The 16144-nt window shown below is 73.8% G+C and carries 13 protein-coding genes; all 13 read right to left on the bottom strand.

The window, feature by feature from the left end; translation table 11 throughout:
* Window positions 1–1742 precede the first annotated feature (1742 nt).
* The 13 genes from metK to pyrR all read right to left on the bottom strand — a co-directional run bounded on the left by metK (window position 1743) and on the right by pyrR (window position 15858).
* Window positions 1743–2936, bottom strand: a complete 1194-nt coding sequence (gene metK / locus GQ466_RS08025; protein WP_103563232.1) for a methionine adenosyltransferase — start codon at window positions 2934–2936, stop codon at window positions 1743–1745.
* 159 nt (window positions 2937–3095) lie between these two features.
* Window positions 3096–4328: a bifunctional phosphopantothenoylcysteine decarboxylase/phosphopantothenate--cysteine ligase CoaBC gene (gene coaBC / locus GQ466_RS08020; protein WP_161102061.1), complete on the bottom strand. Its 1233-nt coding sequence runs from the start codon at window positions 4326–4328 to the stop codon at window positions 3096–3098.
* Between the two features lie 11 nt (window positions 4329–4339).
* On the bottom strand, window positions 4340–4594 hold the full coding sequence (gene rpoZ, locus GQ466_RS08015) for a DNA-directed RNA polymerase subunit omega (protein ID WP_103563234.1): 255 nt from the start codon (window positions 4592–4594) through the stop codon (window positions 4340–4342).
* A 21-nt stretch (window positions 4595–4615) separates the two neighbouring features.
* Window positions 4616–5206 carry a guanylate kinase gene (gene gmk / locus GQ466_RS08010; protein ID WP_161102060.1) on the bottom strand — a complete coding sequence of 197 codons (591 nt, stop codon included), beginning with the start codon at window positions 5204–5206 and terminating at the stop codon, window positions 4616–4618.
* Between the two features lie 94 nt (window positions 5207–5300).
* Entirely contained in the window at window positions 5301–5627 is a 327-nt protein-coding gene (gene mihF / locus GQ466_RS08005) for an integration host factor, actinobacterial type (RefSeq protein ID WP_019630791.1), read from the bottom strand.
* Window positions 5628–5970: 343 nt separating this feature from the next.
* Window positions 5971–6663 (bottom strand): orotidine-5'-phosphate decarboxylase, encoded by a 693-nt coding sequence (gene pyrF, locus GQ466_RS08000; RefSeq protein WP_161102059.1) that lies wholly within the window; start codon window positions 6661–6663, stop codon window positions 5971–5973.
* On the bottom strand, window positions 6660–7670 hold the full coding sequence (locus GQ466_RS07995; RefSeq protein WP_161102058.1) for a dihydroorotate dehydrogenase: 1011 nt from the start codon (window positions 7668–7670) through the stop codon (window positions 6660–6662). Before GQ466_RS07995 ends, pyrF begins: the two co-directional genes overlap by 4 nt.
* On the bottom strand, window positions 7667–8554 hold the full coding sequence (locus GQ466_RS07990; RefSeq protein WP_161102057.1) for an iron-sulfur cluster-binding protein: 888 nt from the start codon (window positions 8552–8554) through the stop codon (window positions 7667–7669). Before GQ466_RS07990 ends, GQ466_RS07995 begins: the two co-directional genes overlap by 4 nt.
* Window positions 8555–8587: 33 nt before the next feature.
* The gene (gene carB, locus GQ466_RS07985; protein ID WP_161102056.1) at window positions 8588–11917 is read right to left on the bottom strand and encodes a carbamoyl-phosphate synthase large subunit; all 3330 of its coding nucleotides are present in this window, start codon (window positions 11915–11917) and stop codon (window positions 8588–8590) included.
* Window positions 11917–13035, bottom strand: a complete 1119-nt coding sequence (carA, locus tag GQ466_RS07980; protein ID WP_161102055.1) for a glutamine-hydrolyzing carbamoyl-phosphate synthase small subunit — start codon at window positions 13033–13035, stop codon at window positions 11917–11919. The genes carB and carA overlap by 1 nt, the downstream gene beginning before the upstream one ends.
* Window positions 13032–14318, bottom strand: a complete 1287-nt coding sequence (locus GQ466_RS07975; protein ID WP_161102054.1) for a dihydroorotase — start codon at window positions 14316–14318, stop codon at window positions 13032–13034. The genes carA and GQ466_RS07975 overlap by 4 nt, the downstream gene beginning before the upstream one ends.
* Window positions 14315–15256: an aspartate carbamoyltransferase catalytic subunit gene (locus tag GQ466_RS07970; protein ID WP_161102053.1), complete on the bottom strand. Its 942-nt coding sequence runs from the start codon at window positions 15254–15256 to the stop codon at window positions 14315–14317. The genes GQ466_RS07975 and GQ466_RS07970 overlap by 4 nt, the downstream gene beginning before the upstream one ends.
* Window positions 15253–15858, bottom strand: coding sequence for a bifunctional pyr operon transcriptional regulator/uracil phosphoribosyltransferase PyrR (pyrR, locus tag GQ466_RS07965; protein ID WP_161102052.1), 606 nt, complete (start codon window positions 15856–15858; stop codon window positions 15253–15255). Before pyrR ends, GQ466_RS07970 begins: the two co-directional genes overlap by 4 nt.
* Between the last annotated feature and the right edge of the window lie 286 nt (window positions 15859–16144).

The following is a 16144-nucleotide window of genomic DNA, read 5'->3' as shown; positions in this document are numbered from 1 at the left end:
CGGCGCTACGCACGCGCTGATGCCCGCGCACGGGCGCGTTCACGCGTCCCCGGGCGCAGCACGCCCTAGCGCGCAAGCGCGCTGTGCACGCAGCGCGCTTACCGCGGGCGCGCGCCGGGCGCTCTGCACGCGGGCGCGCGCCAGACGCTTCGCACGGCGCTCCGCCGCCTTGGCACGCAGGCATGCTCGGCGCGCAGTCCACCTCTTCGCGCGACGCGCGCACGGCGCGGTCCGCGCCTTGCCGCGCCCGCGACCTCCCGTGCCCGCACGCCCCCGGCGCCACTGCACGGGCGCGCGCACGGTCTGGCGCCGGGCCGCTCGCCTAGCGGCTCGCGTCCCGGCGGGGAACGGCGCCGCGCGCCGGGTGGTGCCCGAGCGCTGGCGTGTTCCCGCGTCCTCGAGCGGAGCGCGCCCAGGCGCGCAGGCGCGCTTAGCGCGCGAGAGCGCGCCAGGCGCGGAGTAACGCGGGCGTGGGCGCATTGACGCGTCCCCGGGAGCGGTGCGCCCTAGCACGCAGGCGTGCCCTGCACCCACGCGCGCCCTGCGCCCACGCGCATACCGGGCGCTTCGCGCGCGAGAGCGCGCCCGGAGCAGGGTAACGCCCAGGCGTGGGCGCATTGGTGCATCCCCGGGTGCGGCGTGCCTTAGCGCGCAGGCGCGCCCTGCGCCTGTGCGCGTGCCAGGCGCTTAGCGCGCGAAAGCGCGCCAGGCGCGGGGTAACGCCCAGGCGTGGGCGCGTTGACGCGTCCCCGGCTGTGGTGCGCCCAGCGCCCGTGCGCGTACCGGGCGCTTTGCGCGCGAGAGTGCGCCCGGAGCGGGGTAACGCCGGGCCTGGGCGCGTCGACGCGTCCCGGGTGTGGCGCGCTCCCGCGCGCGGGCGCGTGCCGGGCGCTTCGCGCGCGAGAGTGCGCCAGGCGCGGGGTAACGCCGGGCCTGGGCGCGTTGACGCGTCCCGGGTGCGGCGCGCCCTGGCGCGCGGGCGCGCTTTGCGCGCGGGAGCGGGCCGGGCGCTTTGCGCGCGGCGCTCGGCCGCCTTGGCGCGCGGGCTTGCTCGGCGCCCAGCCCGCCTCTTCGCGCGACGCGCGCACGGCGTGGTCGGCGTCTTGCCGTGTACAGGCGCAGTCTCGCCGGGACGCGAGCCGCCAGGCGAGCGGCCCGGCGGGAAGTCACCCGCGCGCCCGCGCTCGACCCGCCCGGCGCGCGGGGACGGCGCGGGCGTGGCACGCGCGGAGCGCAACGCGGACGCGGCGCAGCGCAGGCATGGCGCAGCGCAGGCATGGCGCAGCGCAGGCATGGCGCAGCGCAGGCATGGCGCAGCGCAGGCATGGCGCAGCGCAGGCATGGCGCAGCACAGGCATGGCGCAGCACAGGCATGGCGCAGCACAGGCATGGCGCAGCACAGGCATGGCGCAGCACAGGCATGGCGCAGCACAGGCATGGCGCAGCACAGGCATGGCGCAGCACAGGCATGGCGCAGCACAGGCATGGCACGGGTGCCGCGCGGCGCAGGCGCGGGCCCGACCCGACGGGGACTCAGCGCGGACTCAGCGCCGATGCGGCGCGAGTGCGGCATGGCACGGGGGTGGCGCGGTGCGGGCGTGGAATGGCACGCGCGCGTGGCGTGGCGCGGGTGTGGTGTGGGTGCGGGGTGGGACGTTGTGGGGTTGGGGTGGGGTGCGAAAGGTCCGCTGTCGTGGGCGGTTGTGCCGGGACAGCGGACCTTTCGGGTTGCGTGGGGTTTGTTAGAGGCCGGCGGCCGAGGCGAGGGCGTCGGCGCGGTCGGTGGACTCCCAGGAGAAGTCGGGCTCGCGGCGGCCGAAGTGGCCGTAGGCGGCGGTCTGGGAGTAGATGGGGCGGAGGAGGTCCAGGTCGCGGACGATCGCGGCGGGACGCAGGTCGAAGACGTCGAGGACGGCTTCCTGGATCTTGGCGACGGGCAGCTTCTCGGTGCCGAAGGTCTCGACGAAGACGCCCACGGGCTGGGCCTTGCCGATCGCGTAGGCGACCTGGACCTCGGCGCGGTCGGCGAGCTGCGCCGCGACGATGTTCTTGGCGACCCAGCGCATCGCGTAGGCGGCGGAGCGGTCCACCTTGGACGGGTCCTTGCCGGAGAAGGCGCCGCCGCCGTGGCGGGCCATGCCGCCGTAGGTGTCGACGATGATCTTGCGGCCGGTGAGGCCGGCGTCGCCCATCGGGCCGCCGATCTCGAAGCGGCCGGTCGGGTTGACGAGGAGGCGGTAGCCGTCGGAGTCGATGTCGAACTCGGCGAGGACCGGGTCGACGACGTGCTCCTTGATGTCCGGCGTCAGCAGTTCCTTCAGGTCGATGTCGGGAGCGTGCTGGCTGGACACCACGACGGTGTCGAGCCGGACGGCGCGGGCGCCGTCGTACTCGATCGTGACCTGGGTCTTGCCGTCGGGACGCAGGTAGGGCACCACGCCGCCCTTGCGGACCGCCGACAGGCGCTGCGCGAGCCGGTGCGCCAGCGTGATCGGCAGCGGCATCAGCTCGGGGGTCTCGTTGGTGGCGTAGCCGAACATGAGGCCCTGGTCGCCGGCGCCCTGCCGGTCGAGGTCGTCGGAGCCCTCGCCCTCGCGGGTCTCGTAGGCGTCGTCCACGCCCTGGGCGATGTCGGGGGACTGCGCGCCGATGGACACCGACACGCCGCAGGAGTGGCCGTCGAAGCCCTTCTTGGACGAGTCGTAGCCGATCTCCAGGATCTTCTCCCGGATCACGCCGGGAATGTCCACATAGGTCTCGGTGGTGACCTCACCGGCGACGTGGACCTGCCCGGTGGTGATCAGGGTCTCGACGGCGACCCGGCTGCGCGGGTCGTCCTTGAGCATCGCGTCCAGGAGGGTGTCGCTGATCTGGTCAGCGATCTTGTCCGGATGCCCCTCGGTGACGGACTCGGAGGTGAACAGACGGCGAGACACGTTGCGTGGACTCCTTGCAGCGGCTGCTGACTGATGTCGCAGAGCGGATGTGGTGGTCGGCACGGCCGGGGGTTACGCCCGCCCCCGCCCGGGGTTCGGTTTTCCGAGGAAGTCTATAGGGATGGGCTCTCCGGCGGCGTGGCGCGTCCCGGCCGCGTCTCAGCCGTCGAGACGGGCGGCCACGAGGTCCCACACGACGTCGGCGAGCGCCTCCTTCGGGCCGCGCGGCACCTCGACCGACGAGCCGTCCGCGCCGAGCACCACGGCCGCGTTGTCGGGGCGCCCGAACGCGAGGTCCGCGCCGACCTGGTTGACGACGAGCAGGTCGCAGCCCTTGCGGGCGAGCTTGGCGCGGCCGTTGGCGAGGACGTCGTCGGTCTCGGCGGCGAACCCGACGATCACCTGCCCGGCGTGCGGGCGGGCGCCGAGCTCGGCGAGGACGTCGGGGTTCTGCACCAGCTCGATCGACGGGGCCGAAGCGCCGTCCCGCTTCTTGATCTTGGACGGGCGGTACCCGGCGGGCCGGAAGTCCGCCACGGCCGCCGCCATCACGACGGCGTCGGCCCGATCAGCCGCCGAAAGCACGGCCTCGCGGAGCTGCAACGCCGACTCGACGACCACGACCCGCACCCCGGCCGGGTCGGGCAGCGCGACGTTCGCGGCGACCAGCGTCACCCGCGCGCCCCGCGCCGCCGCCGTCCGGGCGAGCGCGTAGCCCTGCAGCCCGGACGACCGGTTGCCGAGGAACCGGACGGGGTCCAGCGCCTCCCGCGTCCCGCCCGCCGAGACGACGACGTGCCGCCCGTCCAGATCCCGCGGCAGCGCCCCACGGGCCAGCACGCCCCGCGCCACCTCGAACAGGGCCTCCGGGTCGGGCAGCCGCCCCGGGCCCGTGTCCTTGCCGGTGAGCCGCCCGGACGCCGGGTCCACGACGATCGACCCGCGCGCCCGCAGCGTCGCGACGTTCGCCTGCGTGGCCGGGTGCTCCCACATCTCGGTGTGCATGGCGGGCGCGAACACGACCGGGCACCGCGCGGTGAGCAGCGTGTTGGTGAGCAGGTCGTCGGCGAGCCCGTGCGCCGCGCGGGCCAGCAGGTCGGCGGTGGCGGGGGCGACGAACACGAGGTCGGCGGTCTGGCCGATGCGCACGTGCGGCACGTCGGCGACGCCGTCCCAGACGCGCGTCGCGACCGGACGGCCCGACAGCGCCGCCCAGGTGGGCTCCCCGACGAACCGGAGCGCGTCCGCGGTGGGCACGACCGTGACGTCGTGCCCCGACTCGGTGAACCGCCGCAGCAGCTCGCAGACCTTGTAGGCGGCGATGCCGGCGCCGACGCCGAGCACCACGCGGGGCCGGGCGGACGCGGCGGGACCGCCGTCGTGCGGAGTCATCCGGGGCCGGATCAGCCCTCGACGGGCTCGGCGTGCAGGAGCCCCTCGCGCGTCTCGCGGAGCGCGATCGACAGCGGCTTCTCCTGGACCTGGGTCTCCACCAGGGGGCCGACGTACTCCAGCAGGCCCTCGCCGAGCTGGGCGTAGTAGGCGTTGATCTGCCGGGCGCGCTTGGCCGCGATGCTCACGAGGCCGTACTTGGTGTCGACGACTTCGAGCAGCTCGTCGATCGACGGGTTGGTGATGCCTTCGTTGCTGGCTGCCACGCGGTGGCCTTCCGATCGAAGCTAAGGGTGGACGACCATCAAGGTTAGCAGTTCGGCGCACACGTCCCGGACGGACGTGTTGACGAGCGTGAGGTCGAACTCCTTCTCGGCCGCGAGTTCGACGCGGGCGGCGGCGAGCCGGCGCTCGATGACGTCCGGCGGTTCGGTGCCGCGCCCGGTCAGGCGGCGGACGAGTTCGTCCCAGCTCGGCGGCGCGAGGAACACCAGGCGCGCCTCGGGCATCGCGGCGCGGACCTGGCGGGCGCCCTGCAGATCGATCTCCAGCAGGACGGGCTCGCCCCGGGTGAGGCGTTCGACGACGGGTCCGCGCGGAGTTCCATAGCGATTTCCGGCGAATTCCGCCCATTCAAGAAGTTCCCCTTCGGCGACGAGCCGGTCGAAACCGGCATCGTCGACGAAGAAGTACTGCACACCGTGCTTTTCTCCCGGCCGGGGAGACCGGGTTGTCACCGAGACCGACAGCCACACCTCAGGATGCGAACGCCGGATCTCGGCGACGACCGTGCTCTTCCCGACGCCTGACGGGCCGGAGAGGACCGTCAGCCGCCGGTGGGAGGGAGCTTGCACGTCGAAGCCTTCCGAAGCAGTCATGAATGCCTCGGAACCGGACGAGATGGAGCCGGCGCCGGGCACACCCGGACCGGCCGCGACGGCATCGCCGTCACGCCCGTCCACGGAGCGCGGGTCAGCGGTTTCCACCGCCGCCGAACTCACGCTCCAGGGAGGCGCGCTGGTTGGCGCCGAGACCCCGCACGCGGCGGGATTCGGCGATGCCCAGGCGCTCCATGATCTGCTTGGCACGCACCTTGCCCACACCGGGCAGGGATTCCAGGAGGGCCGACACCTTCATCTTTCCGATGACGTCGTCGGCCTGACCCTCCTTGAGGACCTCGGCGAGCGAGGTCCCCCCGTGCTTGAGCCGGTTCTTTACCTCGGCCCGCTCTTTACGGGCCTTGGCAGCCTTCTCCAGGGCTGCGGCGCGCTGTTCGGGGGTCAGGGGCGGAAGAGCCACGCCGGGTCACCTCAGGTTTCCACTCGACGGAGTCGGACGGGACGGGAAACTAGCGAGTTCACGCCCCATAAGGCAACGTGAAAGCCCGTTTAGCCCGCCACAAAATCACGAAAATCACTCCTTGAAGCGTCCCGAATACAGAGGGTACACAACTCGGGCCGGTCCGGCACCCAACCCCCCGCCATCCTGGGACTTTCGCATGATCGTGGAAAACCGCCCACTGCGGCCCGGAATGTGTGACTCGTCACCCTGACCGAGGCCCCCGGCGGAGAGTCGGCACGCCCGTTATGGAGCGTTCCATTCATGCCCCGCGAACCCCCGGCGACCGCTCGGCGGAGCGCGCTCAGCGCGCGGCGCGGAGCCCGGCGGCGAGCGCCGCGGCGGCGGCGCCGGGATCGTCCGCCCGCGTGATCGGACGCCCGACGACGACCAGGTCCGCCCCGGCCGCGAGCGCGCTCTCGGGCGTCGCGACGCGCGCCTGGTCCTGAACGTCCGCCCCCGCGGGCCGCACCCCCGGCGTGATGATCACGACGTCCGGCCCGACGGCGTCGCGGACCGCCGACGCCTCGCGCGGCGAGCACACGAGCGCCCGCGCGCCCGCCTCGACGGCGAGGACCGCGAACCGCAGCACGGCGGCGGGCACCGGGCCGGCGACGCCGAGCGCGGCGAGGTCCGCGTCGTCCAGCGATGTGAGAAGCGTCACGGCGGCGACGCGCGTGTCGGGCGCGGCCTCCACCGCCGCCCGCACCATGTCCGGCCCCCCGGCCGCGTGGACGGTCAGGTACGCGGGCTTCAGCCGCGCCACCGACCGCGCCGCGCCCGCCACGGTCGCCGGAATGTCGTGCAGCTTCAAATCCAGGAAAAGGTCCGCGTCGCCCGCGTCCCGCACGCGAGTGACCGCCTCGGTGCCGTAGCGCAAATACAGCTCAAGACCGACCTTGAGCGTGCTGACGTGCGGCGCGACGAGCGACGCCCACCGCGCGGCCGTGTCCAGCTCGGGGGCGTCCAGCGCGACGGCGACGGGGGCGCGGGTCATGGCAGGGTCTCCTTCAGTTCGGGCTCGGCCGGCGCCGCGGGCGGCGGGACGTCGATCCCGGCGAGCGGCGGGACGTACCCGGCGGGCTTGTGGGCCAGCCCGACGGCGTCGGCGACGCGGCCGAGCCGGCGGGCGGCCAGGGCCTCCTCCAGCTCGCGCAGGATGCGCGGGACGGCCCCGGGATCGTGGAACAGGGTCGTGCCCACCGCGACCGCCGACGCGCCCGCCAGCAGGAACTCCAGGGCGTCCAGGCCGGACGTGACGCCGCCGACCCCCACGATCGGCACGTCCGGCAGCGCGGCGTGGACCTGGTAGACGCACCGCAGCGCGATCGGGCGGATCGCCGGCCCCGACAGCCCGCCCGACACGCCGGTGAGCGTGGGCCGCAGCGTCGTGGTGTCGATCGCCATGCCCTCGACGGTGTTGATGAGCGTCAGGCCGTCCGCGCCCGCGTCCACGCACGCCAGCGCGACGTTCGCGAGGTCGGCGGCGTCCGGCGCGAGCTTGGCCAGCACCGGCGTGCCCGGCGCCGCCCCGGCCCGCGCGGCCCGCACGACCGACGCCGCCGAGCGCGGGTGCCGGGAGAACATCCGCCCCCGGTCCTCGACGTTCGGGCAGGCGACGTTGACCTCGATCGCCGCGACGCCGGGCGCGCCGCGCAGCCGGGCGGCCAGCTCGCCGAACTCCTCGGCGCTGTCGCCCGCGAGCGACACGACGACCGGGACGTCCTGCTCGGCGAGCCACGGCAGGTCCCGGTCGAGGAAGCCTTCGATGCCGGGCCCGGGCAGTCCCATCGCGGTCAGCAAAGCGCTCGGCGCCTCGGCGACGCGCGGCGTGGGCCGTCCGGCGCGGGGCCGCAGCGTCACCGACGGCGTGACGAACGCGCCGAGCTTGGACAGCTCGAAGAACTGCGCCAGCTCGCGTCCCGAGCCGCCGCACCCGGCGGCGGTCAGCAGCGGCGCGGACAGGTCGAGCGGGCCGAGGACGGTCCGCAGGCGGTCGCTCACCGGGCGCCTCCGTCGGGGAGTGCGGCGGCGCGCGGCGCGCCGAGGGCGTCGAACGGGATCGTGCCGAGGTCGCCCCAGCGGACGCGGTCGCCGCGCAGGACGGGCCCGTCGGCGCAGGCCCGGACCATGCGCGTGACGCCGTCCTCGCCCTGGACGGGCAGGACGCACGTCATGCACGCCCCGATGCCGCACGCGCCCGTCCGGCCGAGGAACTCCTGCACCGACACCTGCGAGGGCAGGCCGAACTCGGCGGCGACGCGCGTGACGGCCCGCAGGAGCGGCGTCGGGCCGCACGCGTAGACGACGTCCGCGCCCGTCTCGGCCACGACGCGGGGCAGGATCTCGCGGACGGTGCCGCGCTCCCCCGTCGAGCCGTCCTCGGTCGTGACGGTCGCGCTGTCGCCGATGCGCTGGGCCATGCGGGAGCCGAACACGTGCCGTCCGGTCGTCCCGCCGAGGACGAAGTGGACGTGGCACCCGCGCCGCCGCAGCGTGTCGGCGAGGGCGAACAGCGCGGCGCCGCCCGGTCCCCCGCCGACCAGCAGGCAGGTGACGGGGTCGCGGGGCAGCCGGAACGGGCGGCCGAGCGGCCCGAGGACGTCGAGTTTGTCGCGGGAGCGGCGCCCGGCCAGCCACGCGGTGCCGGGTTCGGTGTCGGCGAAGACGACCTCGACCGTCCCGCCGTAGTCCGGTTTCACCTCGTAGACGCCGAAGCAGCGGCGGATCAGCCGGGACGAGTGGTCGCCGCCGACCGCCAGCGCCACGAACTGCCCCGGCCGGAACCGTTCGGCGACGGCCGGGGCGACCAGTGTCATCGCGTGGTAGTCCTGCACCCCGCGGACCGTCAGGACCGTCGCCGACGTCTGCACCGGTGAGTCGGACACAAGCTCCCTCTCGTCGTCGCTACGCGGGCGCGCTCACTCCCGCCCCGGCGCGCCGCGCAGCCGCTCAGCGTGCTCCTGGAGGGAGCGGACGCCGACATGGCCGCCGGTGATGGCCTCGATGCCCTGGACGGCGGCGGCGAGGCCCTGCACCGTGGTGACGCACGGTACGCCGCGCAGGACCGCCGCGGTGCGGATCTCGTAGCCGTCGAGCCGGGGACCGGACTGGCCGGGGCCGCCGAACGGAGTATTGACGATGAGGTCGACCTCGCCGTCGAGGACGCGCCGCACGATGGTCGGCTCCCCGTCCGGACCGGGACCCGCGCCGTGCTTGCGGACGATCTTGGCACGCACGCCGTTGCGGCGCAGGACCTCGGCGGTCCCCTCCGTGGCAAGAATCTCAAAGCCCAGGTCCGCGAGCCGCTTCACCGGGAAGATCATGTGCCGTTTGTCCCGGTTGGCGACGGAGACGAACACGCGTCCCTTCGTCGGCAGCGACCCGTACGCGGCCTGCTGCGACTTGGCGTAGGCGGTGCCGAACACCTCGTCGATGCCCATGACCTCGCCGGTCGAGCGCATCTCCGGGCCGAGGACGGTGTCCACGAACTCGCCGCCCCGGTCGCGGAACCGGTCGAACGGCAGCACCGCCTCCTTGACCGCGATCGGCGCGTCCAGCGGCAGCGACCCGCCGTCCCCCGACGCCGGCAGCAGCCCCTCGGCGCGCAGCTCGGCGACCGTCGCGCCCATCATGACGCGCGCGGCGGCCTTGGCCAGCGGCACGGCCGTCGCCTTGGAAACGAACGGGACGGTCCGCGACGCGCGCGGGTTGGCCTCCAGCACGTACAGGACGCCCGCCGACAGCGCGTACTGGACGTTCATGAGCCCCCGCACGCCGATGCCCTTGGCCAGCGCCTCGGTGGACTCGCGGATCCGCCGGACGTCGTCGTGCCCGAGCGTGATCGGCGGCAGCGCGCACGCCGAGTCGCCCGAGTGGATCCCGGCCTCCTCGATGTGCTCCATCACGCCGCCGAGGTACAGCTCCTCGCCGTCGAACAGGGCGTCGACGTCGATCTCGATGGCCTCGTCCAGGAACCGGTCCACGAGGACGGGGTGGTCGGGGCTGGCCTCGGTCGCCTTGGCCATGTAGTCGCGCAGCGTCGTGTCGTCGTAGACGATCTCCATGCCGCGCCCGCCGAGCACGTAGGACGGCCGGACGAGCACCGGGTAGCCGATCTCGGCGGCGATGTCGCGGGCGTCCTCGTAGGACGTCGCGGTGCCGTGCTTGGGCGCCAGCAGCCCCGCGCGGTGCAGGACGCGCCCGAACGCGCCCCGGTCCTCGGCGAGGTGGATGCTCTCGGGCGACGTCCCGACGACGGGCACGCCCGCGTTCTTGAGGCGCTGCGCGAGGCCGAGCGGCGTCTGCCCGCCGAGCTGGACGATGACGCCCGCGACCGTCCCGGTCTCCTGCTCGGCGTGGACGACCTCCAGGACGTCCTCCAGCGTCAGCGGCTCGAAGTACAGCCGCCCCGAGGTGTCGTAGTCGGTCGAGACGGTCTCGGGGTTGCAGTTGACCATCACGGTCTCGTAGCCCGCGTCGGCCAGCGTGAACGACGCGTGGACGCAGGAGTAGTCGAACTCCACGCCCTGCCCGATCCGGTTCGGCCCGGACCCGAGGATGATCACCTTGGGCTTGTCGCCCGGCGGGACCTCGGTCTCCTCGTCGTAGGACGAGTACAGGTACGGCGTCCGCGCGGCGAACTCGGCGGCGCAAGTGTCGACCGTCAGGTACACGGGCCGGACGCCGAGCGCGTGCCGCAGCTCCCGCACGACCTCCTCCGACAGCCCGCGGATCTCTCCGATCTGCGCGTCGGAGAACCCGTGCCGCTTGGCGTGCAGCAGCGCGTCGCGGGTGAGCGCGTCGCTGGACGTGCGGATCTCCTCGGCGATGGCGTTGAGGCCCGCGATCTGGTCGAGGAACCACGGGTCGATCGAGGTGGCCGCGTACGCCTCCTCGATCGTCGCGCCCGCCCACAGGGCCCGCTGGACGTCGCGGAGCCGTCCGTCGTGCGGGCTGGCCGCCGACTCCAGCAGCGCGACGGGGTCGCCGGGGTCGCCCGCCCAGGAGAACGGGGCGCCCTTCTGTTCCAGCGACCGCAGCGCCTTCTGGAGCGCCTCGGCGAAGTTGCGGCCGATCGCCATCGCCTCGCCGACCGACTTCATGTGCGTGGTCAGCGACGCGTCCGCGCCGGGGAACTTCTCGAACGCGAACCGGGGCACCTTGACGACCACGTAGTCGAGCGTCGGCTCGAACGACGCGGGCGTCTCGGCGGTGATGTCGTTCGGGATCTCGTCCAGCGTGTAGCCGATGGCGAGCTTGGCCGCGATCTTGGCGATCGGGAAGCCGGTGGCCTTGGACGCCAGCGCCGACGACCGCGACACGCGCGGGTTCATCTCGATGACGATCATCCGGCCGGTGCCCGGGTGGACGGCGAACTGGATGTTGCAGCCGCCGGTGTCCACGCCGACCTCGCGGATGACGGCGATGGCGACGTCCCGCATGTTCTGGTACTCGCGGTCGGTCAGGGTCAGCGCGGGCGCGACGGTGATCGAGTCGCCGGTGTGGACGCCCATCGGGTCCAGGTTCTCGATCGAGCAGACGATGACGACGTTGTCGGCCCGGTCCCGCATGACCTCCAGCTCGTACTCCTTCCAGCCGAGGATCGACTCCTCCAGGAGCACCTCGCTGGTCGGGCTGGCGGCCAGGCCGGACCCGGCGATGCGGCGCAGGTCGTCCTCGTCGTGGGCGAAGCCGGACCCGGCGCCGCCCATCGTGAACGACGGCCGCACGACCATCGGGTAGCCCAGCTCGCCGGCGGCGGCCAGGCACTCGTCCATCGTGTGGCAGATGATCGACCGCGCGGACTCGGCGTTCAGGCCCTGCTCGGCGGCGACCTTGGCGACGACGCCCTTGAAGCGCTCGCGGTTCTCGCCCGCCTGGATCGCCTCGACGTCCGCGCCGATCAGCTCGACGCCGTACCGCTCCAGCGCGCCGCTCTCGAACAGCGCGATGGCGGTGTTCAGCGCGGTCTGGCCGCCGAGCGTGGGCAGCAGCGCGTCCGGGCGCTCCTTGGCGATGATCTTCTCGACGACCTCGGGGGTGATCGGCTCGACGTAGGTGGCGTCGGCCAGCTCGGGGTCGGTCATGATCGTCGCGGGGTTGCTGTTGACCAGCACGACCCGCAGGCCCTCGGCCTTCAGCACCCGGCACGCCTGGCTGCCGGAGTAGTCGAACTCGGCCGCCTGGCCGATGACGATCGGCCCGGAGCCGATCACGAGAACGCTGGAGAGGTCCGTCCGGCGCGGCATCACTCCGCTCCCTTCGTCATCAGGTCGCAGAAGCGGTCGAACAGGCCGGTGGCGTCGTGCGGGCCCGCCGCCGCCTCCGGGTGGTACTGGACGGAGAACGCGGGCCGGTCCAGCAGCCGCAGGCCCTCCACGCAGCCGTCGTTGAGGTTGACGTGGCTGACCTCGGCACGGCCGTAGGGGGTGTCGAACGGGCCGTCGGTCGGCGCGTCCACCGCGAAGCCGTGGTTGTGCGCCGACACCGCGACGCGTCCGGTCGCGCGGTCCTGGACGGGCTGGTTGACGCCCCGGTGCCCGAACCGCAGCTTGTACGTCCCGAGGCCGAGCGCGCGGCCGAAGATCTGGTTCCCGAAGCAGATCCCGAAGAACGGGACCTCGGCCGTCAGCACGCCGCGCAGCGCGGCCACCGCGCCGTCGGCGGTCGCCGGGTCGCCCGGGCCGTTGGAGAAGAACACGCCGTCGGGGCGCAGCGCGAGGATGTCGGCGGCGGTGACGTCGGCGGGCAGCACGTGGACCTCGCAGCCCCGCTCGGCCAGCCGGTGCGGCGTCATCGCCTTGATGCCGAGGTCCACGGCGGCGACGGTGAACCGCCTGTCCCCGATCGCCGGGACGACGTACGGCTCCCGCGTCGAGACCTCCTTGGCCAGGTCCGCGCCCTCCATCCCGGGGGCCGCCTGGACGCGCGCGACGAGTTCGCGCTCGTCCGCGACCGCCGGGCCGCTGAAGATCCCGGCGCGCATCGCGCCGCGGTCGCGCAGGTGGCGGGTCAGCGCGCGGGTGCCGGGGATCGCGATCCCGACGACGCCCTGGTCGCGCAGCGCCGACCCGAGCGACCCGGTGGCCCGCCAGTTCGACGCGACCCGCGCGGGCTCGCGCACGACGTACCCGGCGACCTGGATGCGGGACGACTCGGGGTCCTCCTCGTTCACGCCCGTGTTGCCGATGTGGGGGGCCGTCATCGCGACGATCTGGCGCGCGTACGACGGGTCGGTCAGCGTCTCCTGGTAGCCGGTCATGCCGGTGTTGAAGACGATCTCGCCGAGCGTCTCCCCCACGGCCCCGTACGGCGTTCCCCGGAAGACGCGACCGTCCTCCAGGACGAGAATTGCGGTGTCGGTCACTGCAGCTTTCCTTCCAGCACGGTGGGGCGGCCCCGCAGGAACGTCGCGACGACCCGGCCGGGGAGGGTGAGCCCGGCGTAGGGGGTGTTGCGGCTCTTGGACGTCATCGCGGCCGGGTCCACGGCGCGGCGCGGCGACGCGTCGTACACGGTGAGGTTCGCGGGCGCGCCCGGCTCGATCGGGCGGCCCTGCCCGTCCAGCCGGCCGATCCGCGCGGGGGCGAACGACATGCGGTCGGCGACGCCGGCCCAGTCCAGCAGGCCGGTCTCGATCATCGCCTCCTGGACGACCGGCAGCGCGGTCTCCAGCCCGATCATCCCCATCGCCGCCTCGGCCCACTCGGTCTCCTTGGCCTCGACCGGGTGCGGGGCGTGGTCGGTGGCGACGCAGTCGACGGTGCCGTCGGCGAGGGCGTGCCGCAGCGCGGTGACGTCGTCGACGGTGCGCAGCGGCGGGTTCACCTTGAAGATCGGGTCGTAGCCGCAGGCGCGGGTGTCGTCCAGCAGCAGGTGGTGCGGCGTCACCTCGGCGGTGACCTGGCAGCCCCGGCTCTTGGCCCACCGGATGATCTCGACGGACCCGGCGGTGGACACGTGGCAGACGTGCAGCCGCGACCCGACGTGCTCGGCGAGCAGCACGTCCCGCGCGATGATCGCCTCCTCGGCGACCGCCGGCCAGCCGCGCAGCCCGAGCGCCGCCGACATCTCGCCCTCGTTGAGCTGGGCGCCCTCGGTCAGGCGCGGCTCCTGCGCGTGCTGCGCGACGACGCCGTCGAACGCCTTCACGTACTCCAGCGCCCGCCGCATGATCACCGCGTCCGACACGCAGTGCCCGTCGTCGGAGAACACCCGGACGCGGGCGGCCGAGTCGGCCATCGCGCCCAGCTCGGCGAGCTGCTCGCCGCGGATGCCGTTGGTGACCGCGCCGACCGGGTGGACGTCGCAGTACCCCGCCTCGCGGCCGAGCCGCCAGACCTGCTCCACGACGCCCGCGGTGTCGGCCACCGGGTCGGTGTTGGCCATCGCGTGGACGGCCGTGTACCCGCCCATCGCGGCGGCCTTCGTCCCGGACTCGACGGTCTCGGCGTCCTCGCGGCCGGGCTCGCGCAGGTGGGTGTGCAGGTCCACCAGGCCGGGCAGCACGACGAGGCCGGTCGCGTCCACGACCTCGGCGTCGCCGGCGTCCAGGCCGCGGCCGACCGCCGCGATCACGCCGTCGCGGACGAGGACGTCCGCCGCCTCGCCGCCGAGGATCCGGCCGTTCCTGATCAGGTACGCGGTCACGCGGGGACCTCCTTGCCGATGGCGGGCTCGGAGCCTCCGAGCAGCAGATAGAGCACGGCCATCCGGGCGCTGACGCCGTTGGCGACCTGCTCGACGATCGTGGACCGCACCGAGTCGGCGACCTCCGCCGCGATCTCCACGCCCCGGTTCATCGGCCCGGGGTGCATGACGATCGCGTGCTCGGGCAGCCGCGCCATGCGGGGCGCGTCCAGGCCGTAGCGGCGGCTGTACTCGCGGACGGTCGGGAAGTACGCCGCGTTCATCCGCTCCTGCTGGACGCGCAGCATCATCACGACGTCGCTCTTGGGCAGCACCGCGTCGAGGTCGTAGGAGATCTCGCACGGCCACGACCCGACCGCGACCGGGAACAGCGTCGGCGGCGCCACCAAGGTGACCTCCGCGCCGAGCGTGGCCAGCAGCAGCACGTTGGAACGGGCCACGCGGCTGTGCAGGACGTCCCCGACGATCGTCACCCGGCGGCCGTCCAGGTCGCCGAGGCGGCGGCGCATCGTGAACGCGTCCAGCAGCGCCTGCGTCGGGTGCTCGTGCGTGCCGTCGCCCGCGTTGACGACGCTGCCCTGGACCCAGCGCGCCAGCCGGTGCGGGGCGCCGGACGCGCCGTGCCGGATCACCACGCCGTCCGCGCCCATCGCCTCCAGGGTGAGCGCGGTGTCCTTCAGGCTCTCGCCCTTGGACACGCTGGAGCCCTTCGCCGAGAAGTTGATCACGTCGGCGGACAGGCGCTTGGCGGCGGCCTCGAACGAGATGCGGGTGCGGGTGGAGTCCTCGTAGAAGAGGTTCACGACCGTCCGGCCGCGCAGCGTCGGGAGCTTCTTGACCGTCCGGTCGGCGACCTGGGCCATCTCCTCGGCCGTGTCGAGGACGAGCAGGGCGTCGTCGCGGGTCAGGTCCGCCGCCGAGATCAGATGGCGGTTCACTCGTCCTCCTCGGCGGTTCCGGCGACGGGTCCGAGCAGGACAGCGTCGCGGCCGTCGTTCTCCGCCAGCAGCACGCGGACGGTCTCGCGCATCGACGTCGGCAGGTTCTTGCCCACGTAGTCGGCGCGGATGGGCAGGTCGCGGTGGCCCCGGTCGACCAGGACGGCGAGCTGCACCGCGCGGGGCCGGCCGAGGTCGTTCAGCGCGTCGAGCGCGGCGCGGACGGTGCGGCCGGAGAACAGCACGTCGTCCACCAGCACGACGACGCGGTCGTCCACGCCCTCCGGCGGCGGCTCGGTGCGGCCGAGCGCGCGGGCGGGCTTGAGCCGCAGGTCGTCGCGGTACATGGTCACGTCGAGCGAGCCCCACGGGAACGCGCGGCCCTCGACCTCCTCCAGGGCGCCCGCGAGGCGCTCGGCGAGCGTCACGCCGCGGGTCTGGATGCCGAGCAGGACGACGGCGTCGCCGCCCTTGGTGCGTTCGAGGATCTCGTGCGCGATGCGCGTCAGCGCGCGCCGGATGTCCGGTCCCTCCAGGACGGCCTTGGCCCCGGGACCGTCGGCCGCGCGCCCGGAACCGGGCTCGCGGAAGGCAGCATTCACCGCCGAACCCCCTTTCCCGCCTCACAGGACGGGTCTTAAAGGACGCCTTGTCCCGTTCACGGTAGCAGGGGCCGCCGACCGCCCCGCACCCGGCGTCCGACCGTCTTGCCTGGTGAGAGGCGTCACACGTGGGTATACAGAGCGGACACGGGCCGGCGTGCGGACGGGCGGCCGGGACGGTGCGCACGGGCGCCCGGCGCCCTACCGCATGACCCCGGGAAGAGCAGCGGATTAGACCGCTTTTTTCCAATCGGCTTGACCTTCGGCCGTCCCCGTTTTACCGTCA

The organism is Actinomadura rayongensis, assembly GCF_009831215.1.
Lineage (GTDB): Bacteria > Actinomycetota > Actinomycetes > Streptosporangiales > Streptosporangiaceae > Spirillospora > Spirillospora rayongensis.
Note: the sequence above shows the minus strand (reverse complement) of the source record. Positions and strands in the feature narration are given on the sequence as shown.

Excerpts from the sequence above, each read along its gene's own strand:
- coaBC (WP_161102061.1), bottom strand. The coding sequence starts at position 4,328 with ATGACTCCGCACGACGGCGGTCCCGCCGCGTCCGCCCGGCCCCGCGTG.
- gmk (WP_161102060.1), bottom strand. The coding sequence starts at position 5,206 with ATGACTGCTTCGGAAGGCTTCGACGTGCAAGCTCCCTCCCACCGGCGG.
- pyrF (WP_161102059.1), bottom strand. The coding sequence starts at position 6,663 with ATGACCCGCGCCCCCGTCGCCGTCGCGCTGGACGCCCCCGAGCTGGAC.
- carB (WP_161102056.1), bottom strand. The coding sequence starts at position 11,917 with ATGCCGCGCCGGACGGACCTCTCCAGCGTTCTCGTGATCGGCTCCGGG.